Source organism: Streptomyces sp. AC555_RSS877 (assembly GCF_019049245.1).
In the GTDB taxonomy this organism is placed as follows: domain Bacteria; phylum Actinomycetota; class Actinomycetes; order Streptomycetales; family Streptomycetaceae; genus Streptomyces.
In genome coordinates, this window is record NZ_JAGMUK010000039.1 from 1 (window position 1) to 23,213 (window position 23,213).

Below are 23,213 nucleotides of genomic sequence, written 5' to 3' on the forward strand. Positions count from 1 at the left end.
CGTACGACGCAGGGAGTTGCCGAGGGTGTAGCCGAAGCCCGGCTCCAGCGGCTCGATCACGAACCGGGAGCGGAACTCGTCGACGACCTCTTCGGTCAACGAGGGACGCTGAGCAATCAGCATGGTGCGATCCTTCAGTCAGGGGCGCCCGCTATTTGACGCCCTGCTCCGGGCGGTAGCCCGATGGTGTTACTTCTGCAAGGGTACGGGCGGCACGCCTCCGAAGAGCCGTACCGCCCGGAACCTCAGGACGACCGAGCCTCAGACGCGGCGGCGCTTGGGCGGACGGCAGCCGTTGTGCGGGGTGGGGGTGACGTCCTGGATGGAGCCGACCTCGAGACCGGTGGCCTGGAGGGAGCGGATCGCGGTCTCGCGACCGGAGCCCGGGCCCTTCACGAAGACGTCGACCTTGCGCATGCCGTGCTCCTGCGCGCGGCGGGCGGCCGACTCGGCGGCCATCTGCGCGGCGAAGGGGGTGGACTTGCGCGAGCCCTTGAAGCCGACGTGGCCGGCGGAGGCCCAGGAGATCACGTTGCCCGAGGGGTCCGTGATCGAGACGATCGTGTTGTTGAACGTGCTCTTGATGTGCGCGTGGCCGTGAGCGACGTTCTTCTTTTCCTTGCGGCGCACCTTCTTGGCAGCGCCCTGACGACCCTTGGGGGGCATCTATAACTCCTACGGGAGGTGGTCGGTCCTACAGCTGAAGACCGCTGATGAGCGTCCGCTGAGGACTACTTCTTGCCCGGCTTCTTCTTACCGGCGATGGCGCGACGCGGGCCCTTGCGGGTGCGGGCGTTCGTGCTGGTGCGCTGACCGCGGACAGGCAGACCGCGACGGTGACGGAGACCCTGGTAGCAACCGATCTCGACCTTGCGGCGGATGTCGGCCTGGATCTCGCGACGGAGGTCACCCTCGGTCTTGATGTTGTTGTCGACGTACTCGCGGATCGCGACCAGCTGCTCCTCGGAGAGGTCGCGAACCCGGGTGTTCGGGTCGATGCCGGTCTCGGCCAGCGTGAGCTGGGAAAGGGTCCGGCCGATGCCGAACACGTAGGTCAGGGCGACCTCCACGCGCTTTTCGCGCGGGATGTCAACACCGGAAACGCGTGCCATTCAATGGCTCCAGTTGATCTTCGGAGGTCTTCCACAGAACCGACCCCCAGCCGCCGGCCTCTTCACGCTGATCCATGGATGCAGCGAAAGACTTGGTACGAACTGGGTCCCCGGCCTCCGAACCGGGGGTGTCAGGCGATCGCTCGCGATGCCTGGGTCCTGCGTATGAACATGTTCAGCTCGCGTCGCGCGAAGTTCTGCAAAAAGCAGAGGGTGGGTCGTGCGTCAGCCCTGGCGCTGCTTGTGGCGCGGGTTCTCGCAGATGACCATGACCCGACCGTGACGGCGGATCACCCTGCACTTGTCGCAGATCTTCTTGACGCTCGGCTTGACCTTCATGGGGTGAGGTTCTCCGGGTCAGTGCCACCACCCCGCCGGAAGCGGGGCAAAGGCAAGATCTACTTGTACCGGTAGACGATCCGGCCACGCGTCAGGTCGTACGGAGACAACTCCACCACGACCCGGTCGTCAGGGAGGATACGGATGTAGTGCATACGCATCTTGCCGCTGATGTGCGCCAGGACCTGGTGGCCGTTCTGGAGCTCGACCTTGAACATGGCGTTCGGAAGAGACTCGACGACAGTGCCCTCGATCTCGATGGCACCTTGCTTCTTGGCCACGCTTCGCCCTTCGAATCGACTACCTTGATCGGCTCCCTTTGCGTCCCTTACGAGCGCATGCGGACATGCGGGTGCACGAGAGCCGACGAGTCAGTCTACGACAGCGCACCCGGAAAGACGAATCGAGAGAGTCTGCCCCGGGCCGGAGATCTCTAAGCACGTCGGCCTGTGACCCGGCCCGGCGCCAGGGGCCCTGAAGAGGCGCGGGACCGGACAATGCGCGGCTCCGCCGGGTGGGGGCGCGACCAGCCACCACGTACCCGCGGCCGCCGTCCGGACAGGACCCGGGAACGCGCTCAGGCAAGCGGATCCGGCGCCGCCGTGATCCCGTGCTCCGCGAGCTTCGCCTTGCCGCCGTCCGGAGCCGTCAGGACCAGCGGGCCCTCCTCCGTCAGCGCGACCGAGTGCTCCCAGTGCGACGACCACGTGCCGTCGGTGGTGATGACCGTCCAGTCGTCCTGGAGGACCTCGGTCCTGGGCGTGCCCAGGGAGACCATCGGCTCGATGGCGAGGCAGAAGCCGGGGACCAGCTTGGGGCCCTTGCCGCGGCGGCGGTCGACATAGTTCAGCAGGTGCGGGTCCATGTGCATCTCGGTGCCGATGCCGTGGCCGCCGTAGTCCTCGATGATGCCGTAACGCCCACCGCCGGCCTTGGGCTGGCGGCGGATGTACGTCTCGATGGCCCGGGACACGTCCACGAGCCGGTTGCCCTGCTTCATGGCCGCGATACCGGCCCACATCGACTCCTCCGTCACCCGGGAGAGCTCGACGAGCTCCGGGGCGTGACCGGAGCCCACGAAGGCCGTGTAGGCCGCGTCGCCGTGCCAGCCGTCGATGATCGCGCCGCAGTCGATGGAGATGATGTCGCCATCCTTGAGGACGACCTCGTCCGACGGGATGCCGTGGACGACGACCTCGTTCACCGAGGTGCAGATGGTCGCGGGGAAACCGCCGTACCCGAGGAAGTTCGGCTTCGCGTCGTGCTCCGCCAGCACCTTGCGCGCGACCTGGTCCAGGTCCTTCGTCGTGGCCCCGGGCACCGCCGCCTCACGCGTCGCCGCGTGGATGGCGGCGACGACCAGCCCCGCCTCACGCATCTTGGCGATCTGCTCGGGGGTCTTGATCTGCACCATGGGGGCGGGGGCCTTTCTGCGACCGGGGGGTGTGACGGGTGTCTCCAACGATACGTGCACCCACGCAGCAGCCGCGGCCCCCGGGAAGGGAACCGCGGCTACGGCACGTACGAACGACTACGCGGCGTCGTCCTCGCGCTTCAGTGCCTCCATGGCCCGGCCAGTGACGTCCTCGACCTTGCCGAGCGCCGAGATCGTGACGACCAGGCCCTGCGCCTTGTAGTAGTCGATGATCGGCTCGGTCTGCGTGTGGTAGACCTCCAGCCGCTTGCGGACCGTCTCCTCGGAGTCGTCGTCCCGCTGGTACAGCTCGCCGCCGCAGACGTCGCAGACGCCTTCCTTGGCCGGCTGCTTGTACGTCACGTGGAAGACGTGCGCCGAGTCGTTACGGCAGATGCGGCGACCCGCGATCCGCTTGACGACCTCGGCCTCGGGGACCTCGAGGTCCAGCACCGCGTCCAGCTTCATGGTCTCGGCCTGCAGCATCTCGTCCAGTGCCTCGGCCTGCGACACGTTCCGCGGGAAGCCGTCCAGAAGGAAGCCGTTCTCGGCGTCCGGCTTCTCCATGCGGTCCTTGGCCATCGCGATGGTGACCTCGTCGGGGACCAGGTTGCCGGCGTCCATGTAGGACTTCGCCAGTTTGCCGAGTTCCGTCTGCTGGCTGATGTTGGCCCGGAACAGGTCGCCCGTGGAGATGTGCGGGATCGACAAGTTCTGGGCGAGGTAGGCGGCCTGCGTGCCCTTTCCCGCACCCGGCGGTCCGACGAGGACGATTCGCATCAGCGGAGGAACCCTTCGTAATTGCGCTGCTGAAGCTGGCTCTCGATCTGCTTCACCGTCTCGAGGCCGACACCCACGATGATCAGGATGCTGGTGCCACCGAAGGGGAAGTTCTGGTTTGCACCGAAACCACTCAGCGCCATTGTCGGGATGAGAGCGATCAGACCCAGATACAGCGATCCCGGCCAGGTGATCCGGTTGAGTACGTAGCTCAGGTACTCAGCGGTCGGTCGGCCAGCCCGGATGCCCGGGATGAAGCCACCATACTTCTTCATGTTGTCGGCGACTTCCTCGGGGTTGAAGGAGATCGCGACGTAGAAGAAGGCGAAGAAGACGATCAGGAGGAAGTAGAGAGTGACGTGCGCCGGAGCAGCCGGATCCGCGAGATTTCGTTCGATCCAGGTCTTCCAACCGGAGTTTCCACCGGAGAACTGCGCGACCAGTGCCGGGATGTAGAGCAGCGACGAGGCAAAGATCACAGGGATGATGCCCGCCTGGTTGACCTTCAGCGGAATGTACGTCGACGTGCCGCCGTAGGAACGGCGGCCGATCATGCGCTTCGCGTACTGGACGGGAATGCGGCGCTGAGCCTGCTCGACGAAGACGACCAGGCCGATCATGACGAGACCGATGGCGACCACGGTGCCGAACTCGATCCAGCCGTCGGCCAGGGAGCCCTCCTGCTTGATGGCCCACAGCGCGGACGGGAAGGTCGCGGCGATCGAGATGAACATCAGAATCGACATGCCGTTGCCGATACCACGGTCGGTGATGAGCTCACCGAGCCACATGACGACGGCCGTGCCGGCGGTCATGGTGATGACCATGGTCATCGTGGAGAAGATCGAGCGGTCCGGCACGATCGAGGTGGCGACCGGGCAACCGCTGAAGAGCGCACCGCTGCGGGCCGTGGCCACCAGGCCGGTGCCCTGCAGGACGGCGAGCGCCACCGTCAGATAACGGGTGTACTGCGTGATCTTCGCCGTACCGGCCTGTCCCTCTTTCTTGAGGGCCTCCAGACGCGGGATCACGACGGTCAACAGCTGCAGGATGATGCTCGCCGTGATGTACGGCATGATGCCGAGCGCAAAAATGGTGATCTGCAGCAGCGCGCCACCACTGAACATGTTGACCAGCCCGAACAGACCCGAGTTGGCGCTGGCCTGGTCGATGCAGGTCTGTACGTTCCTGTAGTCGACACCGGGGATCGGCACATGCGTGCCGACGCGGTAGACCACGATGATGCCGAGCGTGAAGAGCAGCTTCTTGCGCAGGTCGGGCGTCCTGAACGCCCGGGCGAACGCGGTGAGCACGGAGCCTCCTGCGCCCCCCGCACGCAGAGCAGGGAGGCTAGTCGTTGACAAGGCCTTGAAAGCCAGTAGACGGTCGCCCAACAGTGCTGAGGGAGACAGACACCTGTCACCACTAGCTATGGATGGACCACAGGACTCTAACAGTGCCGACCCCCTTGCAAGAAGCGGACGAACCCGATGACGGCCGCCCGGGACCGGCTCCGCGCCACGTCCGCTAATCGCGCCTTCCACACACACCGCCGCATTTCAGATCAATCACCTCTACGAAAGCGGCCGAACTGTGCCGTGACCTGTGGGGTGACATGTGCGGGACTCCCGCGGTGACACGCCTCATAGGAAAAGGGCCCGCCGAAATATCGGCGGGCCCTTTTCAGCCAGGGATACCCACAAAAGAGGTATCCCCGAGCGGGTCGTTCAAGTCAGCGAGACGTCCGAGGAAATCAGACGAGCTCGGTGACGGTACCGCCGGCGGCGGTGATCTTCTCCTTGGCGGAGCCGGAGACGGCGTCGACCGTCACCTGCAGCGCCACGGAGATCTCGCCCTGGCCGAGGACCTTGACGAGGCTGTTCTTGCGAACGGCACCCTTGGCGACGAGCCCCTCGACGGTGACCTCGCCACCCTCCGGGTACAGCGCGCCCAGCTTGTCGAGGTTCACGACCTGGAACTCGGTCTTGAACGGGTTCTTGAAGCCCTTGAGCTTCGGGAGGCGCATGTGGAGGGGCATCTGGCCACCCTCGAAGCGCGCCGGAACCTGGTAGCGGGCCTTCGTGCCCTTGGTACCACGACCAGCCGTCTTACCCTTCGACGCCTCACCACGACCCACACGGGTCTTGGCGGTCTTGGCGCCCGGGGCGGGACGGAGGTTGTGGATCTTGAGCGGGTTGTTCTCCGCCATGATCAGTCGACCTCCTCGACCGTCACGAGGTGGCGGACGGTGTGCACCATGCCGCGGAACTCGGGACGATCCTCCTTGACGACCTGCGTGTTGATGCCCTTGAGACCAAGGGAGCGCAGGGTGTCACGGTGGTTCTGCTTGCTGCCGATGTACGACTTCGTCTGCGTGATCTTGAGCTGAGCCATTACGCAGCACCAGCCCCGGCACGCGCACGCAGCAGAGCCGCGGGAGCGACGTCCTCGAGCGGCAGACCGCGGCGGGCCGCGACCTCCTCGGGACGCTGCAGGCCCTTCAGGGCCGCCACGGTCGCGTGCACGATGTTGATCGCGTTCGACGAGCCGAGCGACTTCGACAGGATGTCGTGGATACCGGCGCACTCGAGCACGGCACGCACCGGACCACCGGCGATAACGCCGGTACCCGGGGACGCCGGCTTGAGCAGCACGACGCCGGCAGCCTTCTCACCCGTGATCGGGTGCGGGATGGTGCCCTGGATACGGGGGACCTTGAAGAAGTGCTTCTTGGCCTCCTCAACACCCTTGGCGATGGCGGCCGGCACCTCCTTGGCCTTGCCGTAACCGACACCCACGGTGCCGTCACCATCGCCCACCACGACCAGCGCGGTGAAGCTGAAGCGACGACCACCCTTCACAACCTTGGCGACACGATTGATCGCGACGACGCGCTCAACGTAAGCGGTCTTCTCGGCGGCAGCTGCGCCGCCGTCACGGCCCTTCCGGTCCCGCCGCTCGCCGCCACCGGCACCGCCACCGCGGCGCTGGGGTCCAGCCATTGGAATTACCTCTCTCTGTTTCCGCTAGCTACGGAACCGGCTCAGAACTTCAGTCCGGCTTCGCGGGCGGCGTCCGCCAGGGCAGCAATCCGCCCGGCGTACTGGTTGCCACCACGGTCGAATACGACAGCCTCGACACCGGCGGCCTTGGCGCGCTCGGCGACCAGGGCGCCGACCTGCTTGGCCTGCGCCGACTTGTCGCCCTCCGCACCGCGGATCGAGGTGTCCAGGGTGGACGCCGACGCAAGGGTGTGCCCCTTGAGGTCGTCGATCACCTGGGCCACGATGTGGCGGTTCGAGCGGGTCACGACCAGACGAGGACGCTCCGCCGTACCGTTGATCGACTTGCGGATCCGGATGTGGCGGCGCTTGATCGCGGCGCGCTTGTAGGCGTCGCCCTTGAGGATCTTCTGTCCGTATGCCATGGCTTACTTACCCGCCTTTCCGACCTTGCGGCGGATGACTTCGCCCTCGTACTTGACACCCTTGGCCTTGTACGGGTCGGGCTTGCGCAGCTTGCGGATGTTGGCCGCAACCTCGCCGACCTTCTGCTTGTCGATGCCCTCGACCTGGAAGCGGGTCGGGTTCTCCACCTTGAAGGTGATTCCCTCGGGCGCCTCGACGGTGATCGGGTGGCTGTAGCCCAGAGCGAACTCGAGGTTCGATCCCTTGGCCTGTACGCGGTAACCGACACCGCTGATCTCGAGCTTCTTCACGTAACCCTGGGTCACGCCGGTGATCATGTTCGCCACCAGCGTGCGGGACAGGCCGTGCAGGGCCTTGTTCTGACGCTCGTCGTTGGGGCGGGTGACGTTGAGTACGCCGTCCTCACCCTTGGCGATGTCGATCGGCGCAGCGACGGTGTGGCTCAAGGAACCCTTGGGGCCCTTGACCGAGACCGTACGGCCGTCGATGGTGACGTCCACGCCGGCGGGAACCGTGATGGGGAGCTTGCCAATACGCGACATAGCTGTTTCCTCCGTTCCCTTCCGTTACCAGACGTAGGCGAGAACTTCTCCGCCTACGCCCTTCTTGCCGGCCTGCTTGTCGGTGAGAAGCCCGTGCGACGTGGAGATGATCGCCACGCCCAGGCCGCCGAGCACCTTCGGCAGGTTGGTGGACTTCGCGTACACCCGGAGACCGGGCTTGGAGATCCGCTTGATGCCCGCGATGGAGCGCTCACGGTTCGGGCCGAACTTCAGCTCGAGAACGAGGTTCTTGCCGACCTCGGCGTCCTCGACCTTCCAGCCCGTGATGAAGCCCTCCTGCTGGAGGATCTCCGCGATGTGCGACTTGATCTTCGATGCCGGCATCGTCACGGAGTCGTGGTATGCCGAGTTCGCGTTCCGCAGACGCGTAAGCATGTCTGCGATCGGATCAGTCATGGTCATGAATTGGCCTTCGGCCTCTCTCGCCGGGGTTTCCTGGTGCGCCATCCCTCTCCCCGATCCGAGACGGGGCGGGTGCGGCGCGGTGGACCTACGGCGTAGTAAGTCGTACGGACGACCATCAGGCGCCCAACCCTCCAAGCCTAAGCCATGAAGGGGTGGGCGCCTGACACGCCCATTGCTTACCGAGAGCTCCGGAAATCCCTGATTAGGGGGATTACCAGGAGCTCTTGGTCACGCCCGGCAGCTCGCCACGGTGAGCCATCTCACGAAGGCAGACGCGGCACAGGCCGAACTTGCGGTACACGGAGTGCGGACGGCCGCAGCGCTGGCAGCGCGTGTAGCCGCGTACTCCGAACTTGGGCTTACGAGCAGCCTTGGCAATCAGAGCCTTCTTCGCCATCTCGCTCACGCCTCCTTGAAGGGGAAGCCGAGGTGACGAAGGAGCGCGCGGCCCTCAGCGTCGTTGGTCGCCGTGGTGACCACGGTGATGTCCATACCCCGGACGCGGTCGATCTTGTCCTGGTCGATCTCGTGGAACATGACCTGCTCGGTGAGACCGAAGGTGTAGTTGCCACGACCGTCGAACTGCTTGGGAGACAGGCCGCGGAAGTCGCGGATGCGCGGCAGCGCGAGCGACAGGGTGCGGTCCAGGAACTCCCACATGCGGTCGCCACGAAGTGTGACGTGGGCCCCGATCGGCTGACCCTCACGCAGCTTGAACTGCGCGATGGACTTGCGGGCCTTGGTGACGGCCGGCTTCTGACCGGTGATCGTGGTGAGGTCGCGGATGGCGCCCTCGATCAGCTTGGAGTCGCGGGCGGCGTCGCCCACACCCATGTTGACCACGATCTTGACGAGACCGGGGATCTGCATGACGTTCTCGTACTTGAACTCGTCACGCAGCTTGCCCGCGATCTCCTCGCGGTACCTCGTCTTCAGACGCGGAGTGGTGGTGGTCGTCATCAGATGTCCTCACCCGTCCGCTTGGCAACGCGGATCTTGTTGCCCTCGTCGTCGAAGCGGTAACCGACACGCGTGACGACCTTGTTGCCGTCCTTCTCCACGACGAGCTGAACGTTGCTCACGTGGACAGGGGCCTCGGTCGTGACGATGCCACCGGCCTGCGAACCCTTGGCGGTCGGGCCGGCCTTGGTGTGCTTCTTGACCCGGTTGACACCCTCGACCAGGACACGGTCCTCGCGGGGGAAGGCCGCGATGACCTTGCCCTGCTTGCCCTTGTCCTTACCGGTGATGACCTGGACCAGGTCGCCCTTCTTGATCTTCATGCTTACAGCACCTCCGGCGCGAGCGAGATGATCTTCATGAACTTCTTCTCGCGCAGCTCACGACCCACCGGGCCGAAGATACGGGTGCCGCGAGGGTCGCCGTCGTTCTTCAGAATGACAGCGGCGTTCTCGTCGAAGCGGATGTACGAGCCGTCCGGACGGCGGCGCTCCTTGACGGTGCGAACGATGACCGCCTTGACGACGTCACCCTTCTTCACGTTGCCACCGGGGATCGCGTCCTTGACGGTGGCGACGATGACGTCACCGATGCCCGCGTAGCGGCGACCGGAGCCACCGAGCACACGGATGCAAAGGATTTCCTTCGCACCAGTGTTGTCGGCGACACGCAGTCGCGACTCCTGCTGGATCACGTCTATCTCCTGTTTGTCTGCCGGTTCCCGGCGAGCTCCGCAAGTGACTTACGGAGCTCGCCGAGCCTGGCGGAACTGTCCTGCGGGGTTTGCCCCGCAGGAAATTACTTGGCCTTCTCGAGGATCTCGACGACGCGCCAGCGCTTCGTGGCGGACAGCGGACGCGTCTCCATGAGGAGGACACGGTCGCCGACGCCGGCAGCGTTCTGCTCGTCGTGCGCCTTGAGCTTGTTCGTACGGCGGATGACCTTGCCGTACAGCGCGTGCTTGACGCGGTCCTCGACGGCGACGACGACGGTCTTGTCCATCTTGTCGCCGACGACCAGACCCTCACGGGTCTTGCGGAAGCCGCGGGCCTCTGCAGTCTGCTCAGTCACGTTGCTCTCACTCATCAGGCGCTCTCCACCGTCTCGATGCCCAGCTCGCGCTCACGCATCAGGGTGTAGATCCGCGCGATGTCCTTACGGACGGCCTTGAGCCGACCGTGGTTCTCGAGCTGACCGGTCGCCGCCTGGAAGCGGAGGTTGAACAGCTCTTCCTTGGCTTCGCGGAGCTTCGCGAGAAGCTCCTCGTCACCCAGTTCGCGCAGCTCGGACGCCTTGGTACCGGCCGACATCACGCTTCACCTGCCTCGCGCTTGACGATCCGGCACTTCATCGGCAGCTTGTGGGCTGCGCGAGTCAGGGCCTCACGGGCGATCTTCTCGTTGGGGTAGGACAGTTCGAACATGACCCGTCCCGGGTGCACGTTCGCGATCCACCACTCCGGCGAACCCTTACCGGAACCCATGCGGGTCTCGGCAGGCTTCTTCGTGAGCGGGCGGTCCGGGTAGATGTTGATCCAGACCTTGCCGCCACGCTTGATGTGGCGGGTCATCGCGATACGGGCCGCCTCGATCTGGCGGTTGGTCACATACGCCGGCGTGAGGGCCTGAATGCCGTACTCGCCGAACGCGACCGTCGTACCACCCTTGGCCTGACCGCGGCGCTTCGGGTGGTGCTGCTTGCGGTGCTTGACCCGTCGGGGGATCAGCATTTCGGTCAGGCCTCCGTTCCGGTGCTCTCAGCCGGAGCGGCAGCCGGAGCGTCGGCCTTGGGGGCCTCGGCAGCGGGAGCCTGCTGCGGCTTGCGACCGCGACCGCCACGCTCGCCACCACGGCCACCACGGGCCGGGCGGTCGGCGCCGCCGCCACCACGGGCCGGGCGGTTGCCGGCGCGGGCAGCAGCGTTCTCGGCGCGGACCTCGGCGATGTTCTTGACGTCGCCCTTGTAGATCCAGACCTTCACGCCGATGCGGCCGAAGGTCGTCTTGGCCTCGAAGAAGCCGTAGTCCACGTTCGCGCGGAGCGTGTGCAGGGGCACACGGCCCTCGCGGTAGAACTCCGAGCGGGACATCTCGGCGCCACCGAGGCGGCCACCGCACTGGATCTTGATGCCCTTGGCGCCGGCCTTCATCGTGCCCTGCATGCTCTTACGCATGGCGCGACGGAAGGAGACGCGGGAGGAGAGCTGCTCGGCAACGGCCTGGGCAACCAGCTGAGCGTCGGTCTCGGGGCTCTTGACCTCGAGGATGTTCAGCTGGACCTGCTTGCCCGTGAGCTTCTCGAGGTCACCGCGGATGCGGTCGGCCTCGGCGCCACGGCGGCCGATGACGATGCCCGGACGGGCCGTGTGGATGTCCACACGGACGCGGTCACGGGTGCGCTCGATCTCCACCTTCGAGATACCGGCGCGCTCCATGCCGGACGTCATCATCCGACGGATGGCGACGTCTTCCTTGACGTAGTCCTTGTACAGCTTGTCGGCGTACCAACGGGACTTGAAGTCCGTGGTGATGCCGAGCCGGAACCCATGCGGGTTAACCTTCTGGCCCATTACCGGGTTCCTTCCTTGCTGCTGACGACCACGGTGATGTGGCTGGTCCGCTTGCGGATCCGGTAGGCGCGGCCCTGGGCACGCGGACGGAACCGCTTCAGGGTCGGACCCTCGTCGACATACGCCTCGGAGATGACGAGGCTGCCGGCGTCGGTGTGGTCGTAGTTGTGTGCGGCGTTGGCAATGGCGCTGTCAAGCACCTTGCCGACCGGCACGCTCGCGGCCTGCGGGGCGAAACGCAGGACCGCCTGAGCCTCCGTGGCGTCCATGCCACGGATAAGGTCCACCACTCGGCGGGCCTTCATGGGCGTAACGCGGATGTACCGCGCCTGGGCCCTGGCTTCCATGGTTGTCCTTCCAGTGTCTGTCATGGTCATTCCACCCCGCGTTAGCGGCGCTTCGACTTCCGGTCGTCCTTGACGTGACCCCGGAAGGTGCGCGTCGGCGAGAACTCGCCGAGCTTGTGGCCGACCATCGACTCGGTGACAAACACCGGAATGTGGGTCTTGCCGTTGTGCACCGCGATCGTGTGGCCCAGCATGGCCGGGACGATCATCGAGCGACGGGACCAGGTCTTGATGACGTTCTTGGAACCCGCTTCGTTCTGGACGTCCACCTTCTTGATCAGGTGGTCGTCGACGAAGGGCCCCTTCTTGAGACTGCGCGGCATCTAAACCCGCTCCTAGCGCTTCTTGTTCGTCTTGCGGCGGCGGACGATGTACTTGTTCGAAGCCTTCTTCGGCGAACGAGTACGACCCTCCTTCTGACCCCACGGCGAGACCGGGTGGCGACCACCGGAGGTCTTGCCCTCACCACCACCGTGCGGGTGGTCAACCGGGTTCATCGCCACACCGCGAACGGTCGGGCGGACGCCCAGCCAGCGCTTGCGCCCGGCCTTGCCCCAGTTGATGTTGCTCTGCTCGGCGTTGCCGACCTCGCCGACCGTGGCGCGGCAGCGCTGGTCGACCAGACGGATCTCACCGGAGGGCATACGAAGGTGGGCCATCGTGCCCTCCTTCGCCAGCAGCTGCACCGAGGCGCCTGCGGAGCGGGCGAACTTGGCGCCGCCACCGGGACGGATCTCGATCGCGTGGATCGTGGTACCGACCGGGATGTTGCGGAGCGCCAGGTTGTTGCCCGGCTTGATGTCGGCCCCGGGACCGTTCTCGACGCGGTCACCCTGCTGCAGGTTGCGCGGGGCGAGGATGTAGCGCTTCTCGCCGTCCGCGTAGTGCAGCAGCGCGATGCGCGCGGTGCGGTTGGGGTCGTACTCGATGTGCGCGACCTTCGCCGGCACGCCGTCCTTGTCGTGACGACGGAAGTCGATCACTCGGTAGGCGCGCTTGTGTCCGCCACCCTGGTGGCGAACGGTCACACGACCGGCGTTGTTACGGCCGCCCTTGCTGTGCAGCGGGCGGACCAGCGACTTCTCCGGCGTGGACCGCGTGACCTCGACGAAGTCGGCGACGCTCGAGCCACGACGGCCCGGCGTAGTCGGCTTGTACTTGCGGATTCCCATTTCTCAGTCCTCGTCCGATATCGGACGATCCAGACCGCCGTCAGGCGGTCGGACCGCCGAAGATGTCGATACGGTCGCCCTCAGCGAGGGTCACGATCGCGCGCTTGGAGCCGGCGCGCTGACCGAAACCGGTCTTGGTGCGCTTGCGCTTGCCCTGGCGGTTGATCGTGTTGACCCCGGTGACCTTGACCGAGAAGACCGCCTGGACGGCCTGCTTGATCTGGGTCTTGTTGGCGCCCGGGGCGACGATGAAGGTGTACTTGCCCTCGTCGAGAAGCGCGTAGCTCTTCTCGGACACGACCGGCTTGAGCAGGATGTCACGGTGGTCCGTGAACGACTTGCTCACCGGGGTGACGACGGTGTTCTTGCCCTCGGTCTCGTGGCGACGCGCCTTGGCGACGCGCGCGACCTTCTTGGCCTTGGCGGCCTTCGAGGCGATGCTCGGGTGACGCGTAGCCATCAGGCCTCGCTCCCTTCGGTGTCGGTGGCCTGCGGGCCGGACACGAAGGACTCGAAAGCGGCCTGGGTGAAGACCACGTCGTCGGAGACGATCACGTCGTACGTGTTCAGCTGGCCCGGCTCCAGGATGTGGACCTGGGGCAGGTTGCGGGCGGAGAGCCACGCGGCCTCGTCGGCGCGGTCGATGACCAGGAGCAGGTTCTTGCGCTCCGAGATCTTGCCGAACAGCGACCTGGCGGCCTTCGTGGAGGGGTTCTCGCCCTCGATCACGCCGGTGACGACGTGGATGCGGTTGTGGCGGGCCCGGTCGGTGAGGGCGTGACGCAGAGCGGCAGCCTTCATCTTCTTCGGGGTCCGCTGCGAGTAGTCACGCGGCTGCGGGCCGTGGACGACGCCACCGCCTGCGAACTGCGGCGCGCGGGTCGAGCCCTGACGGGCGCGGCCGGTGCCCTTCTGGCGGTACGGCTTCTTGCCGCCACCACGGACTTCACCGCGACGCTTGGTCTTGTGCGTGCCCTGACGGGCAGCGGCGTTCTGCGCGACGACGACCTGGTGGATCAGCGGAATGCTGATCTTCTCCACGCCGAAGATCTCCGCGGGGAGCTCGACGCTTCCGGTCTTCTCGCCTGCAGGCGAAAGGATGTCAACAGTGCTCATCGGTTACCTCAGGCCCCCTTGGCCGCGGTGCGGACCAGGACGAGGCCGCCGTTCGGACCGGGGATGGCTCCCTTGATGAGGAGCAGTCCCTTCTCCGCGTCAACAGCATGGACGGTCAGGTTCTGGGTGGTGACCCGCTCGTTACCCATACGGCCCGCCATACGCATGCCCTTGAAGACACGGCCGGGGGTGGCGCAGCCACCGATGGAGCCGGGAGAGCGGTGCTTGCGCTGGGTGCCGTGTCCGGCGCCGAGACCCTTGAAGTTGTGACGCTTCATGACACCGGCGAAGCCCTTGCCCTTGCTCTTGCCGGTCACGTCGACCTTGATGCCGGCCTCGAACACCTCAGCGGTGATCTCCTGGCCGAGGGTGTACTCGCTGGCGTCAGCGGTACGGATCTCGACGAGGTGGCGGCGGGGAGTGACGTCGGCCTTGGCGAAGTGACCCTTGAGGGGCTTGTTCACCTTGCGAGGGTCGATCTCGCCGAAGGCGATCTGGACCGACTCGTAGCCGTCGGAGTCATTCGTACGGACCTGGGTCACGACGTTGGGGCCGGCCTTGACGACGGTGACGGGAACAACACGGTTGTTCTCGTCCCACACCTGCGTCATGCCGAGCTTCTCGCCCAGGATGCCCTTGATCTGCTTAGCCATTCTCAGATCACCGGCCCCTAGAGCTTGATCTCGATGTCGACACCGGCCGGGAGGTCGAGTCGCATCAGAGAGTCAACGGTCTTGGGCGTCGGGTCGAGGATGTCGATCAGGCGCTTGTGCGTGCGCATCTCGAAGTGCTCGCGCGAGTCCTTGTACTTGTGCGGCGACTTGATGACGCAGTACACGTTCTTCTCAGTGGGCAGCGGCACCGGGCCCGCGACCGACGCACCAGTACGCGTCACCGTCTCGACGATCTTCTTCGCCGAGCTGTCGATGACCTCGTGGTCGTAGGCCTTGAGCCGGATGCGGATCTTCTGTCCCGCCATGGCTACTAGTAGTCCTGTCTCTCGTTTAACGCTCTGGAACCCGATGTTCCGAACACTCACTCTCCGACCCACGCGGTCGGGTGTGTCGCACTCTCACTGACACAGAGGTCCCATCTCTGGAACATCCCGTCTGGGAAAGCACGGCCCTTCCGGAACCGCAAGCCGAGGGCGAAGGCCCACCGGGTGCCTGGCCGGCGCTGCACTGACACTTCCCGAAAGATTCCCGTACGTCCGCCTCAGCGCTGCCACCTGGCAGTTGGGGCGACGAGTACTGTGGGACTTGCTTCCGGTCCTCCCGGCGGGAGGCGCGCAGCATCAACACTCGACCGAGCAACTCCGACAGTTTGCCATATGGGGCAGGGGCCTGGCCAATCGAGCCGGAGACAATACCCCGCGAGTGACGTAGGTCAAACCCTTTGGGGTGGCTACGGGCTTGTGTAAGATCGCCGACCGCCACACTTCACGGGGAGCACGACGGCGATGGCGGGTTCGGACAGCACAGTGGGCCACACCGTGGGCACCACGCCCCACACCTTCCTGGTCGCCGCGAACAACCCCGTCCCGGTGTCCGACGCACAGGCACTCGGGCTGCCGGCCGACGCCGAGATGACGTCGACGATCCGGCTGGCGACCGCCCGCCGCCCCGAGGACACCCCGCTGGCCCGGGTCTTCGCGGCGCGCTCCGCACCACGCCGGAGCCGCAGCACTCCCCCGCCCTTCTGGCTCCACGGCGGGCCGGACGGCAGGCCGTGGTGTTCCGTCCACCCGGCCGCTCCGGACACCCACGACGTCCACACACCCGACGGCGCTCTCCTGGCGCGGATCAGCCGCCGCCCCGGCCGCCTGCTGCCCTGGCCCCGACGCGTCCGCTGGTCCGTGCGGTTCACCGACACCCCACGGCAGGTCACGGGCAAGGAGGGCACCTGGTACTCGTGGCTCGTCCACGTGGTGACCGCGCCCGCCTGGATCCTCTTCACGCTCTTCGCTCTGCTGTACGCCTTCTTCGACGGCACCACGGACGACCACTCGTTCTCACAACCGGCCCGGACCCGCTGGCTCACCCCCGGCGCCGGCACGCTCCTGGACTACCGGGGCGTCCGCGAGGTCTACCGCCTCGCCCCTCGGGGCCTGGACGTCCGGCTCGCCTACGCTCTGGCGGTCCTCCAGACCTGGGAGCGCAAGCGCGGAGCGTGAGGCTCAGGCCGGTCCCCGGGCGTTCCGCATCCGCGCGAACGACGTGTCCAGCCCCCGCTTCAGCACCCCGGCCACCGGCCGCTCCACGAACCGGTGCACCAGCCAGCTCAGCACCAGGAACCCGGCGAGCACCACACACACCAGCACCCGGGCGTCCATCGTGTCCCGCAAACGGTTGATCAGCGTCGTACCGGCCGCGTAGTGCGTCAGGTACAGCGGATACGTCAACGCACCCGCCGTTACCAGCCACTTCCCTCGCACGCGGTCCGTCGCGCCGAGCGCGATGGCGACCATGGCCAGCAGGAACACGGTGAAGATCAGCACGCTCCCCCGCCAGCCGGAGACGTGCTCCACCTCGTCGATCCTCAGGCCCAGCTCCCGCTGTCCCATCAGCCACGCCATCGCGAGGATGCCCCACAACAACAGGTCCTGACCGAAGCGGTGCATCAGGTAGAGGGCGAGGCCGGCGATGAAGTACCAGGCACCGTCGGGGTTGGCCAGCAGTTCCAGCAGGGGCAGCCCGGACACCGGCGCGAGCATCGCGGCGGCACCCCAGACGCAGCAGAAGACGACGACCTTCCGGTACGTCAGCCCGGTGGCGACGACGAGGAGGAAGAGCAGGTAGAACCGCAGCTCCGACCAGAGGGTCCAGTAGACGCCGTCGACGTTCATGACACCCGAACCGGACTGCAGCATCGTGAGGTTGAGGAGTACGTCCCGCGCGCGCAGGCGGTCCCAGACGCCTGGCAGTGCCACCAGTACCGCCGTGGTGAAGGCGACGGCGAACCAGTACGCGGGGTAGAGCCGCATCACCCGCGACACGAAGAACTGCCGCGGGGAGCGCCCCCAGCACGACATGCAGATCACGAAGCCGCTGATCACGAAGAAGATCTCGACGCCGATCCAGCCGTAGGAGGCGAAGCGGAACACCGTCGGCATGATGTCGGACACCGGCCGGTCCCAGATCGCGTTGCCCGGCTGGTCGACGCGGTGGGTGCCGGCGTAGTGGTGGACGGCGACCATGAGGGCGGCCAGCAGCCGGATGCCGTCGATGGCGTACAGCCGGCGGCCCGCCCTCTCGCGCACGACAGCCCGGCGGCCCGCTCCGACGGGCCGCGGCGAGCGCCCCGTGGGCACGGCGAGCGGGGGCAAGGGCTGTTGCAGCGTGCCGCCCAGGCCCGCCGCCCGCGTCGGGATCGTCGTTCTGCCGTCCGCACCACGCATCGGCACCAGTCAGTCCGTCCTCATGGGAAAAGTCGAAGAACTCCGGCCGCCGCTCACGCTACGACCGCCACAACCACCCCACAGAGAACAGACGAGAACATTCCGTGCCACCGGCGCCGCGGAGTTGCCCGAAACCTCGCCGACGCGTCCCACAGCGTTCGGCAACACTTCACTTGCCTGCTCAGCCCTTGACGCCCACGGCACTCGGGACAGCGAAGAGGCCCGTACGACCGAAGTCGTACGGGCCCCTTCAGGTGCTCGCTGCTGGAGCTACCAGGTCAGATCAACGGACTTACTTGTTGATCTTGGTGACCTGGCCGGCGCCCACGGTCCGGCCACCCTCACGGATGGCGAACTTCAGGCCCTCTTCCATGGCGACGGGCTGGATGAGCTCCACCTTCATCTCGGTGTTGTCACCCGGCATGACCATCTCGGTGCCCTCGGGGAGGGTCACGACGCCGGTCACGTCCGTCGTACGGAAGTAGAACTGCGGGCGGTAGTTGTTGAAGAACGGCGTGTGACGGCCGCCCTCGTCCTTGGACAGGATGTACGCCTGCGCCTCGAACTCGGTGTGCGGGGTGACCGAACCCGGCTTGATGATGACCTGGCCGCGCTCGACGTCCTCGCGCTTGATGCCACGAAGCAGCAGACCGACGTTCTCACCGGCCTGGCCCTCGTCGAGCAGCTTGCGGAACATCTCGATGCCGGTGACCGTGGTGGTGGTCTTGTCCTGCTTGATGCCGATGATGTCAACGGTCTCGTTGACCTTCAGGACACCACGCTCGATACGGCCGGTGACGACCGTACCGCGACCGGTGATCGTGAAGACGTCCTCGACGGGCATGAGGAACGGCTTGTCGACGTCACGCTCGGGGGTCGGGATCGCCTCGTCGACGGCGGCCATCAGGTCCAGGACCGACTGGCCCCACTCCTTGTCGCCCTCGAGCGCCTTGAGCGCCGAGACCTTGACGACCGGCAGGTCGTCGCCCGGGAACTCGTACTCGGAGAGGAGCTCACGGACCTCGAGCTCGACGAGCTCCAGGATCTCCTCGTCGTCCACCATGTCAGCCTTGTTCAGGGCGACGACGATGTACGGAACGCCGACCTGGCGGGCCAGGAGCACGTGCTCCTTGGTCTGCGGCATCGGGCCGTCCGTGGCGGCGACAACGAGGATGGCGCCGTCCATCTGCGCCGCACCCGTGATCATGTTCTTGATGTAGTCCGCGTGACCGGGGCAGTCGACGTGGGCGTAGTGACGCGTCTCCGTCTGGTACTCGACGTGCGCGATCGAGATCGTGATACCGCGCTGGCGCTCCTCAGGAGCCTTGTCGATCTGGTCGAAGGCCGAGGCCTCGTTCAGGTCCGGGTACGCGTCGTGCAGCACCTTGGTAATGGCGGCCGTGAGGGTCGTCTTACCGTGGTCGATGTGACCGATGGTGCCGATGTTGACGTGCGGCTTAGTCCGCTCGAACTTCGCCTTCGCCACTGGGGTCCTCCTGGGAGTGGTTCTGGTACGCCTTACTTCATCGGCGCCAGGTGATCTTTGCTGGATGGCCCGGATCCCCGGGGCATTCCCTCCGCCATTTGCGGCGGAATGCCCCGCGAGGCTCCGGAGTCAAGCCTACGGCGTGTGAACGCGGTGCGTTACTCGCCCTTGGCCTTCGCGATGATCTCCTCGGCGACGTTCCGCGGAACCTCGGCGTAGGAGTCGAACTGCATCGAGTAGCTTGCGCGACCCGAGGTCTTGCTGCGGAGGTCTCCGACGTAGCCGAACATCTCCGAGAGGGGCACGAGGCCCTTCACGACGCGGGCACCGGCCCGCTCCTCCATGGCCTGGATCTGACCACGGCGGGAGTTGATGTCGCCGATGACCTCACCCATGTAGTCCTCGGGCGTGGTGACCTCGACGGCCATCATGGGCTCGAGCAGCACGGGGCTGGCCTTGCGGGCGGCCTCCTTGAAGGCCTGCGAACCGGCGATCTTGAACGCGAGTTCGGAGGAGTCGACCTCGTGGTAGCCACCGTCGATCAGCGTGACGCGCACGCCGGTCATCTCGTAGCCGGCCAGGATGCCGAACTGCATGGCCTCCTGCGCACCGGCGTCCACCGACGGGATGTACTCCCGCGGGATACGGCCACCGGTGACCTTGTTCACGAACTCGTACGCCGGGCCGTCGGCCTCGGTGATGGGCTCGATCGCGATCTGCACCTTGGCGAACTGACCGGTACCACCGGTCTGCTTCTTGTGGGTGTAGTCCACGCGCTCGACGGCCTTACGGATCGTCTCACGGTAGGCGACCTGCGGCTTACCGACGTTGGCCTCGACCCTGAACTCGCGCTTCATACGGTCGACCAGCACCTCGAGGTGCAGCTCGCCCATACCGCCGAGGATGGTCTGGCCCGTCTCCTCGTCCGAGTGAACGTGGAAGGAGGGGTCCTCCTCCGCGAGACGCTGGATGGCTACACCCAGCTTCTCCTGGTCACCCTTGGACTTGGGCTCGATGGCGACCTGGATGACCGGCGCCGGGAAGTCCATGGACTCCAGGATCACCGGGTTCTTGTCATCGCAGAGCGTCTCACCGGTCGTGGTCTGCTTCAGCCCCATGACCGCGACGATGTCGCCGGCGCCCACCGCTTCGATCTCCTCACGCTTGTTCGCGTGCATACGGTAGATCTTGCCGATGCGCTCCTTCTTGCCCTTGACGGAGTTCAGCACGGCAGTGCCGGTCTCCAGGCGGCCCGAGTACACCCGGACGAAGGTGAGCTTGCCCAGGTGCGGGTCGCTCATGATCTTGAACGCGAGGGCGGACAGCGGCTCGTCCACGGACGGCTTGCGCTTGACGACCAGCTCGGGGTCCTTCACGTCGTGGCCTTCGATGGCCTCGACGTCGAGCGGGGTCGGCAGGTAGCGCACGACCGCGTCGAGCAGGGGCTGGACGCCCTTGTTCTTGAACGCGGTACCGCAGAACACCGGGGTGACCGTGACGCCGTCGGACTTGCCGGACGCGATGGTGATGCGACGGATCGCGGCGTACAGCTGCTCCTCGGTGGGCTCCTGGCCCTCCAGGAAGAGCTCCATGATCTCGTCGTCGTTCTCCGCGACGGTCTCGACCAGCCGGCCGCGGTACTCCTCGGCAGCCTCGGCGTGCGTGGCGGGGATGTCGACGACGTCGTACATCTCGCCCTTCGCCGCCTCGGCGGACCACACGAGCGCCTTCATGCGGACCAGGTCCACAACGCCCTTGAAGTCCATCTCGGCACCGATGGGCAGCTGCATGATGATCGGAACGGCACCGAGCCGGTCCTTGATCATGTCCACACAACGGTGGAACTCAGCGCCGGTGCGGTCCAGCTTGTTCACGAAGCAGATGCGCGGCACGCCGTAACGGTCGGCCTGACGCCACACCGTCTCGGACTGCGGCTCGACACCGGCGACACCGTCGAACACCGTGACGGCACCGTCGAGGACGCGCAGCGAGCGCTCCACCTCGACCGTGAAGTCGACGTGGCCCGGGGTGTCGATGATGTTGATCGTGTAGTCGTTGTCCTCAAGCGGCCAGTGACAGGTGGTGGCAGCAGAGGTGATCGTGATGCCACGCTCCTGCTCCTGCTCCATCCAGTCCATGGTGGCAGCGCCGTCGTGGACCTCACCGATCTTGTAGCTGACGCCGGTGTAGAAGAGGATCCGCTCGGTGGTGGTCGTCTTGCCCGCGTCGATGTGGGCCATGATCCCGATGTTGCGGACCTTGGCCAGGTCAAGTGAAGTGGTAGCCATAAGGCTTTCGTCTTCTCTCGGTCTCGATGTGGGTAGCGACTACCAGCGGTAGTGCGCGAAGGCCTTGTTGGACTCGGCCATCTTGTGGGTGTCCTCGCGCTTCTTCACAGCGGCACCAAGGCCGTTGGAGGCGTCGAGAAGCTCGTTGAGCAGACGCTCGGTCATGGTCTTCTCGCGACGGGCGCGGGAGTAACCGACCAGCCAGCGCAGCGCGAGCGTGTTGGCGCGACCGGGCTTGACCTCGATCGGAACCTGGTACGTCGCACCGCCGACTCGGCGGGACTTGACCTCGAGGGTCGGCTTGATGTTCTCCAGCGCGCGCTTCAGCGTGATGACCGGGTCATTGCTGGTCTTCTCGCGCAGGCCCTCCATGGCGCCGTACACGATGCGCTCGGCGGTGGAGCGCTTGCCGTTCAGCAGCACCTTGTTGATGAGGGAGGTCACCAGAGGAGAACCGTAGACCGGGTCGATGATGACCGGGCGCTTCGGGGCGGGGCCCTTACGAGGCATTTTCTACTTCTCCTTCTTGGCGCCGTAGCGGCTGCGGGCCTGCTTGCGGTTCTTGACACCCTGGGTGTCGAGCGAACCGCGGATGATCTTGTAGCGAACACCGGGCAGGTCCTTCACACGACCGCCACGCACGAGCACGATGGAGTGCTCCTGCAGGTTGTGTCCCTCACCCGGAATGTAAGCGGTGACCTCGATCCCGCTGGTCAGACGCACACGCGCGACCTTACGCAGGGCCGAGTTCGGCTTCTTCGGGGTGGTCGTGAACACACGCGTGCAGACGCCGCGACGCTGAGGGGAACCCTCGAGTGCGGGCGTCTTGTTCTTCTCGACCTTGTCCTGCCGGCCCTTCCGGACCAGCTGCTGGATCGTAGGCACTACTTCTCCGGTTTCTGTGTGCCGAATGGTGAAGCTAACCTGGAACATCTCCGACCCACGCGGTCGGGTGTGTCGAATACTGCAGACCCCCGCCGCAAGGCAGAAAGAGCGCAGATTACGGTGGCCAGTGACGGCTCCCTATGTGCGGTTGAAGGCACGCACGAGAGCCAGGGCACACCCCAGGCACAAGGTCTGAGCGTACCTAGCTCATTCGCTGCGGTCAAAACAAATGGGGCCCACCCGCATACCCAAGCGGCGCATCTCATACTCACGCACCGTCCGTGATCTTCGAATCGACGATCCGGACCATCCGCGAGGGCCGTTCCCGATCTTCGAACCGCGGCCTCACGGAAGCCGCGCACGCCGCCCCGCGGGCACTCAGCCGGTCGCCAGGGCCACCACGAACAACAGTGCCAGTACGGCGGCCCAGACCGCGGTGGACAGCCAGCCCAGCGCCAGTCCGGTCAGCGCGAGCCCGTCCCCGCCCTCCCCCGTGCGCTGGATCTCCGCACGCGCCGCATGCCCCAGGACCACCGCCGGGATACCGGTGAGCCCGAACGTGGGCAGACAGAGCACACCGCAGAGCGCCGATCCGACCGCCTTCCCGTTCGTCCGCGGCCGCGCCACCGGCACGAACGTCCCCGGCACGGCCGGCACACCCGCCGGCTGCGGTACGGGCCCCTGAGGCAGGTCCGCGACCACCAACGCCAGCTCCCCGACCGTACGAGCCGCGTAGGCCCGCGCCACCCGCCGGTCGAACTCGGACTTCTCCAGCCGGCCCTCGCCATAGCCCGCTCTGAGCACGTCCACGGCACGCTCCCGATCGGCGTGCGAGGCGAGCATGGACGGGGCGCTGTGGCCCTGCCAGGGCTGCGGAAGGCCCTGTCCAGGCTGCCAGGGCTGCCACGACGGATTCGACACCGAGCACCTCCCCGATCCCCGAGGTCCCTCCA

At 66.1% G+C, this 23,213-nt stretch carries 35 protein-coding genes and 1 pseudogene; 1 reads left to right on the plus strand and 35 read right to left on the minus strand.

From position 1 onward, the window contains the following. From KUM49_RS16900 to rpsJ, 29 genes and pseudogenes are all read right to left on the minus strand, one after another. Positions 1-123: pseudogene (locus tag KUM49_RS16900) on the minus strand (DNA-directed RNA polymerase subunit alpha); the annotation flags it as partial. Between the two features lie 138 nt (positions 124-261). Next, a complete protein-coding gene (gene rpsK / locus KUM49_RS16905; protein ID WP_003956432.1) occupies positions 262-666 on the minus strand; it encodes a 30S ribosomal protein S11 in 405 nt (134 codons plus the stop codon). A 65-nt stretch (positions 667-731) separates the two neighbouring features. After that, positions 732-1,112 carry a 30S ribosomal protein S13 gene (gene rpsM, locus KUM49_RS16910; RefSeq protein WP_037680379.1) on the minus strand — a complete coding sequence of 127 codons (381 nt, stop codon included), beginning with the start codon at positions 1,110-1,112 and terminating at the stop codon, positions 732-734. A 225-nt stretch (positions 1,113-1,337) separates the two neighbouring features. After that, positions 1,338-1,451: a 50S ribosomal protein L36 gene (gene rpmJ, locus KUM49_RS16915; RefSeq protein WP_003998809.1), complete on the minus strand. Its 114-nt coding sequence runs from the start codon at positions 1,449-1,451 to the stop codon at positions 1,338-1,340. 59 nt (positions 1,452-1,510) lie between these two features. Continuing rightward, positions 1,511-1,732 carry a translation initiation factor IF-1 gene (infA, locus tag KUM49_RS16920; protein ID WP_003948620.1) on the minus strand — a complete coding sequence of 74 codons (222 nt, stop codon included), beginning with the start codon at positions 1,730-1,732 and terminating at the stop codon, positions 1,511-1,513. Positions 1,733-2,028: 296 nt separating this feature from the next. Then, on the minus strand, positions 2,029-2,865 hold the full coding sequence (map, locus tag KUM49_RS16925; protein WP_217237689.1) for a type I methionyl aminopeptidase: 837 nt from the start codon (positions 2,863-2,865) through the stop codon (positions 2,029-2,031). A gap of 117 nt (positions 2,866-2,982) precedes the next feature. Then, on the minus strand, positions 2,983-3,645 hold the full coding sequence (locus tag KUM49_RS16930; protein WP_217237690.1) for an adenylate kinase: 663 nt from the start codon (positions 3,643-3,645) through the stop codon (positions 2,983-2,985). Next, complete coding sequence (gene secY / locus KUM49_RS16935; RefSeq protein WP_217237691.1) at positions 3,645-4,958, minus strand: preprotein translocase subunit SecY; 1,314 nt, start codon at positions 4,956-4,958, stop codon at positions 3,645-3,647. The genes KUM49_RS16930 and secY overlap by 1 nt, the downstream gene beginning before the upstream one ends. A gap of 440 nt (positions 4,959-5,398) precedes the next feature. Next, a complete protein-coding gene (gene rplO / locus KUM49_RS16940) occupies positions 5,399-5,854 on the minus strand; it encodes a 50S ribosomal protein L15 (RefSeq protein WP_217237692.1) in 456 nt (151 codons plus the stop codon). Positions 5,855-5,856: 2 nt separating this feature from the next. Next, on the minus strand, positions 5,857-6,039 hold the full coding sequence (rpmD, locus tag KUM49_RS16945) for a 50S ribosomal protein L30 (RefSeq protein WP_005481207.1): 183 nt from the start codon (positions 6,037-6,039) through the stop codon (positions 5,857-5,859). Further along, positions 6,039-6,647, minus strand: a complete 609-nt coding sequence (gene rpsE / locus KUM49_RS16950) for a 30S ribosomal protein S5 (RefSeq protein ID WP_217237693.1) — start codon at positions 6,645-6,647, stop codon at positions 6,039-6,041. Before rpsE ends, rpmD begins: the two co-directional genes overlap by 1 nt. Positions 6,648-6,688: 41 nt before the next feature. Beyond that, complete coding sequence (gene rplR, locus KUM49_RS16955) at positions 6,689-7,072, minus strand: 50S ribosomal protein L18 (protein WP_053753923.1); 384 nt, start codon at positions 7,070-7,072, stop codon at positions 6,689-6,691. A 3-nt stretch (positions 7,073-7,075) separates the two neighbouring features. Next, on the minus strand, positions 7,076-7,615 hold the full coding sequence (gene rplF / locus KUM49_RS16960; RefSeq protein ID WP_217237694.1) for a 50S ribosomal protein L6: 540 nt from the start codon (positions 7,613-7,615) through the stop codon (positions 7,076-7,078). 24 nt (positions 7,616-7,639) lie between these two features. Continuing rightward, positions 7,640-8,038, minus strand: a complete 399-nt coding sequence (rpsH, locus tag KUM49_RS16965) for a 30S ribosomal protein S8 (protein WP_007384075.1) — start codon at positions 8,036-8,038, stop codon at positions 7,640-7,642. A gap of 214 nt (positions 8,039-8,252) precedes the next feature. Beyond that, positions 8,253-8,438 (minus strand): type Z 30S ribosomal protein S14, encoded by a 186-nt coding sequence (locus KUM49_RS16970; protein ID WP_003948630.1) that lies wholly within the window; start codon positions 8,436-8,438, stop codon positions 8,253-8,255. Between the two features lie 5 nt (positions 8,439-8,443). Further along, entirely contained in the window at positions 8,444-9,001 is a 558-nt protein-coding gene (rplE, locus tag KUM49_RS16975; RefSeq protein WP_217237695.1) for a 50S ribosomal protein L5, read from the minus strand. Next, positions 9,001-9,324, minus strand: coding sequence for a 50S ribosomal protein L24 (gene rplX / locus KUM49_RS16980; RefSeq protein WP_006376030.1), 324 nt, complete (start codon positions 9,322-9,324; stop codon positions 9,001-9,003). The genes rplE and rplX overlap by 1 nt, the downstream gene beginning before the upstream one ends. A 2-nt stretch (positions 9,325-9,326) precedes the next feature. Next, positions 9,327-9,695, minus strand: a complete 369-nt coding sequence (rplN, locus tag KUM49_RS16985; RefSeq protein ID WP_003998823.1) for a 50S ribosomal protein L14 — start codon at positions 9,693-9,695, stop codon at positions 9,327-9,329. Between the two features lie 104 nt (positions 9,696-9,799). Next, positions 9,800-10,087, minus strand: coding sequence for a 30S ribosomal protein S17 (gene rpsQ / locus KUM49_RS16990; protein WP_217237696.1), 288 nt, complete (start codon positions 10,085-10,087; stop codon positions 9,800-9,802). After that, positions 10,087-10,311 carry a 50S ribosomal protein L29 gene (rpmC, locus tag KUM49_RS16995; RefSeq protein ID WP_003998824.1) on the minus strand — a complete coding sequence of 75 codons (225 nt, stop codon included), beginning with the start codon at positions 10,309-10,311 and terminating at the stop codon, positions 10,087-10,089. The genes rpsQ and rpmC overlap by 1 nt, the downstream gene beginning before the upstream one ends. After that, entirely contained in the window at positions 10,311-10,730 is a 420-nt protein-coding gene (rplP, locus tag KUM49_RS17000; protein ID WP_004927269.1) for a 50S ribosomal protein L16, read from the minus strand. Before rplP ends, rpmC begins: the two co-directional genes overlap by 1 nt. A gap of 5 nt (positions 10,731-10,735) precedes the next feature. Continuing rightward, positions 10,736-11,569 (minus strand): 30S ribosomal protein S3, encoded by an 834-nt coding sequence (gene rpsC, locus KUM49_RS17005; protein WP_217237697.1) that lies wholly within the window; start codon positions 11,567-11,569, stop codon positions 10,736-10,738. Further along, the gene (rplV, locus tag KUM49_RS17010; RefSeq protein ID WP_006604878.1) at positions 11,569-11,916 is read right to left on the minus strand and encodes a 50S ribosomal protein L22; all 348 of its coding nucleotides are present in this window, start codon (positions 11,914-11,916) and stop codon (positions 11,569-11,571) included. The genes rpsC and rplV overlap by 1 nt, the downstream gene beginning before the upstream one ends. Before the next feature lie 41 nt (positions 11,917-11,957). Next, positions 11,958-12,239, minus strand: coding sequence for a 30S ribosomal protein S19 (rpsS, locus tag KUM49_RS17015; protein ID WP_030619138.1), 282 nt, complete (start codon positions 12,237-12,239; stop codon positions 11,958-11,960). A 12-nt stretch (positions 12,240-12,251) separates the two neighbouring features. Beyond that, entirely contained in the window at positions 12,252-13,088 is an 837-nt protein-coding gene (gene rplB / locus KUM49_RS17020; protein ID WP_030039757.1) for a 50S ribosomal protein L2, read from the minus strand. Between the two features lie 40 nt (positions 13,089-13,128). Beyond that, positions 13,129-13,548, minus strand: a complete 420-nt coding sequence (rplW, locus tag KUM49_RS17025; RefSeq protein WP_217237698.1) for a 50S ribosomal protein L23 — start codon at positions 13,546-13,548, stop codon at positions 13,129-13,131. Beyond that, positions 13,548-14,204 carry a 50S ribosomal protein L4 gene (gene rplD / locus KUM49_RS17030; protein WP_217237699.1) on the minus strand — a complete coding sequence of 219 codons (657 nt, stop codon included), beginning with the start codon at positions 14,202-14,204 and terminating at the stop codon, positions 13,548-13,550. Before rplD ends, rplW begins: the two co-directional genes overlap by 1 nt. 8 nt (positions 14,205-14,212) lie before the next feature. After that, positions 14,213-14,857, minus strand: coding sequence for a 50S ribosomal protein L3 (gene rplC / locus KUM49_RS17035; RefSeq protein WP_217237700.1), 645 nt, complete (start codon positions 14,855-14,857; stop codon positions 14,213-14,215). Between the two features lie 17 nt (positions 14,858-14,874). Then, complete coding sequence (rpsJ, locus tag KUM49_RS17040) at positions 14,875-15,183, minus strand: 30S ribosomal protein S10 (RefSeq protein WP_003948644.1); 309 nt, start codon at positions 15,181-15,183, stop codon at positions 14,875-14,877. A 513-nt stretch (positions 15,184-15,696) separates the two neighbouring features. On the opposite strand from rpsJ, the gene KUM49_RS17045 reads away from it, so the two are divergent. Then, positions 15,697-16,377, plus strand: a complete 681-nt coding sequence (locus tag KUM49_RS17045; protein WP_308406646.1) for a hypothetical protein — start codon at positions 15,697-15,699, stop codon at positions 16,375-16,377. A gap of 3 nt (positions 16,378-16,380) precedes the next feature. On the opposite strand, the gene KUM49_RS17050 is transcribed toward KUM49_RS17045, so the two are convergent. The 6 genes from KUM49_RS17050 to KUM49_RS17075 form a co-directional block, all read right to left on the minus strand. Next, positions 16,381-17,601 carry an acyltransferase gene (locus tag KUM49_RS17050; RefSeq protein ID WP_217237747.1) on the minus strand — a complete coding sequence of 407 codons (1,221 nt, stop codon included), beginning with the start codon at positions 17,599-17,601 and terminating at the stop codon, positions 16,381-16,383. Between the two features lie 292 nt (positions 17,602-17,893). After that, positions 17,894-19,087 carry an elongation factor Tu gene (gene tuf, locus KUM49_RS17055; RefSeq protein WP_217237702.1) on the minus strand — a complete coding sequence of 398 codons (1,194 nt, stop codon included), beginning with the start codon at positions 19,085-19,087 and terminating at the stop codon, positions 17,894-17,896. A gap of 158 nt (positions 19,088-19,245) precedes the next feature. Beyond that, positions 19,246-21,375, minus strand: a complete 2,130-nt coding sequence (fusA, locus tag KUM49_RS17060; RefSeq protein ID WP_217237703.1) for an elongation factor G — start codon at positions 21,373-21,375, stop codon at positions 19,246-19,248. A 39-nt stretch (positions 21,376-21,414) separates the two neighbouring features. Next, positions 21,415-21,885: a 30S ribosomal protein S7 gene (gene rpsG, locus KUM49_RS17065; protein WP_005481264.1), complete on the minus strand. Its 471-nt coding sequence runs from the start codon at positions 21,883-21,885 to the stop codon at positions 21,415-21,417. 3 nt (positions 21,886-21,888) lie between these two features. Continuing rightward, a complete protein-coding gene (rpsL, locus tag KUM49_RS17070; RefSeq protein ID WP_003948652.1) occupies positions 21,889-22,260 on the minus strand; it encodes a 30S ribosomal protein S12 in 372 nt (123 codons plus the stop codon). Positions 22,261-22,638: 378 nt separating this feature from the next. Then, positions 22,639-23,181, minus strand: a complete 543-nt coding sequence (locus KUM49_RS17075; RefSeq protein ID WP_308406648.1) for a DUF1707 and DUF4190 domain-containing protein — start codon at positions 23,179-23,181, stop codon at positions 22,639-22,641. Positions 23,182-23,213: the final 32 nt, after the last annotated feature.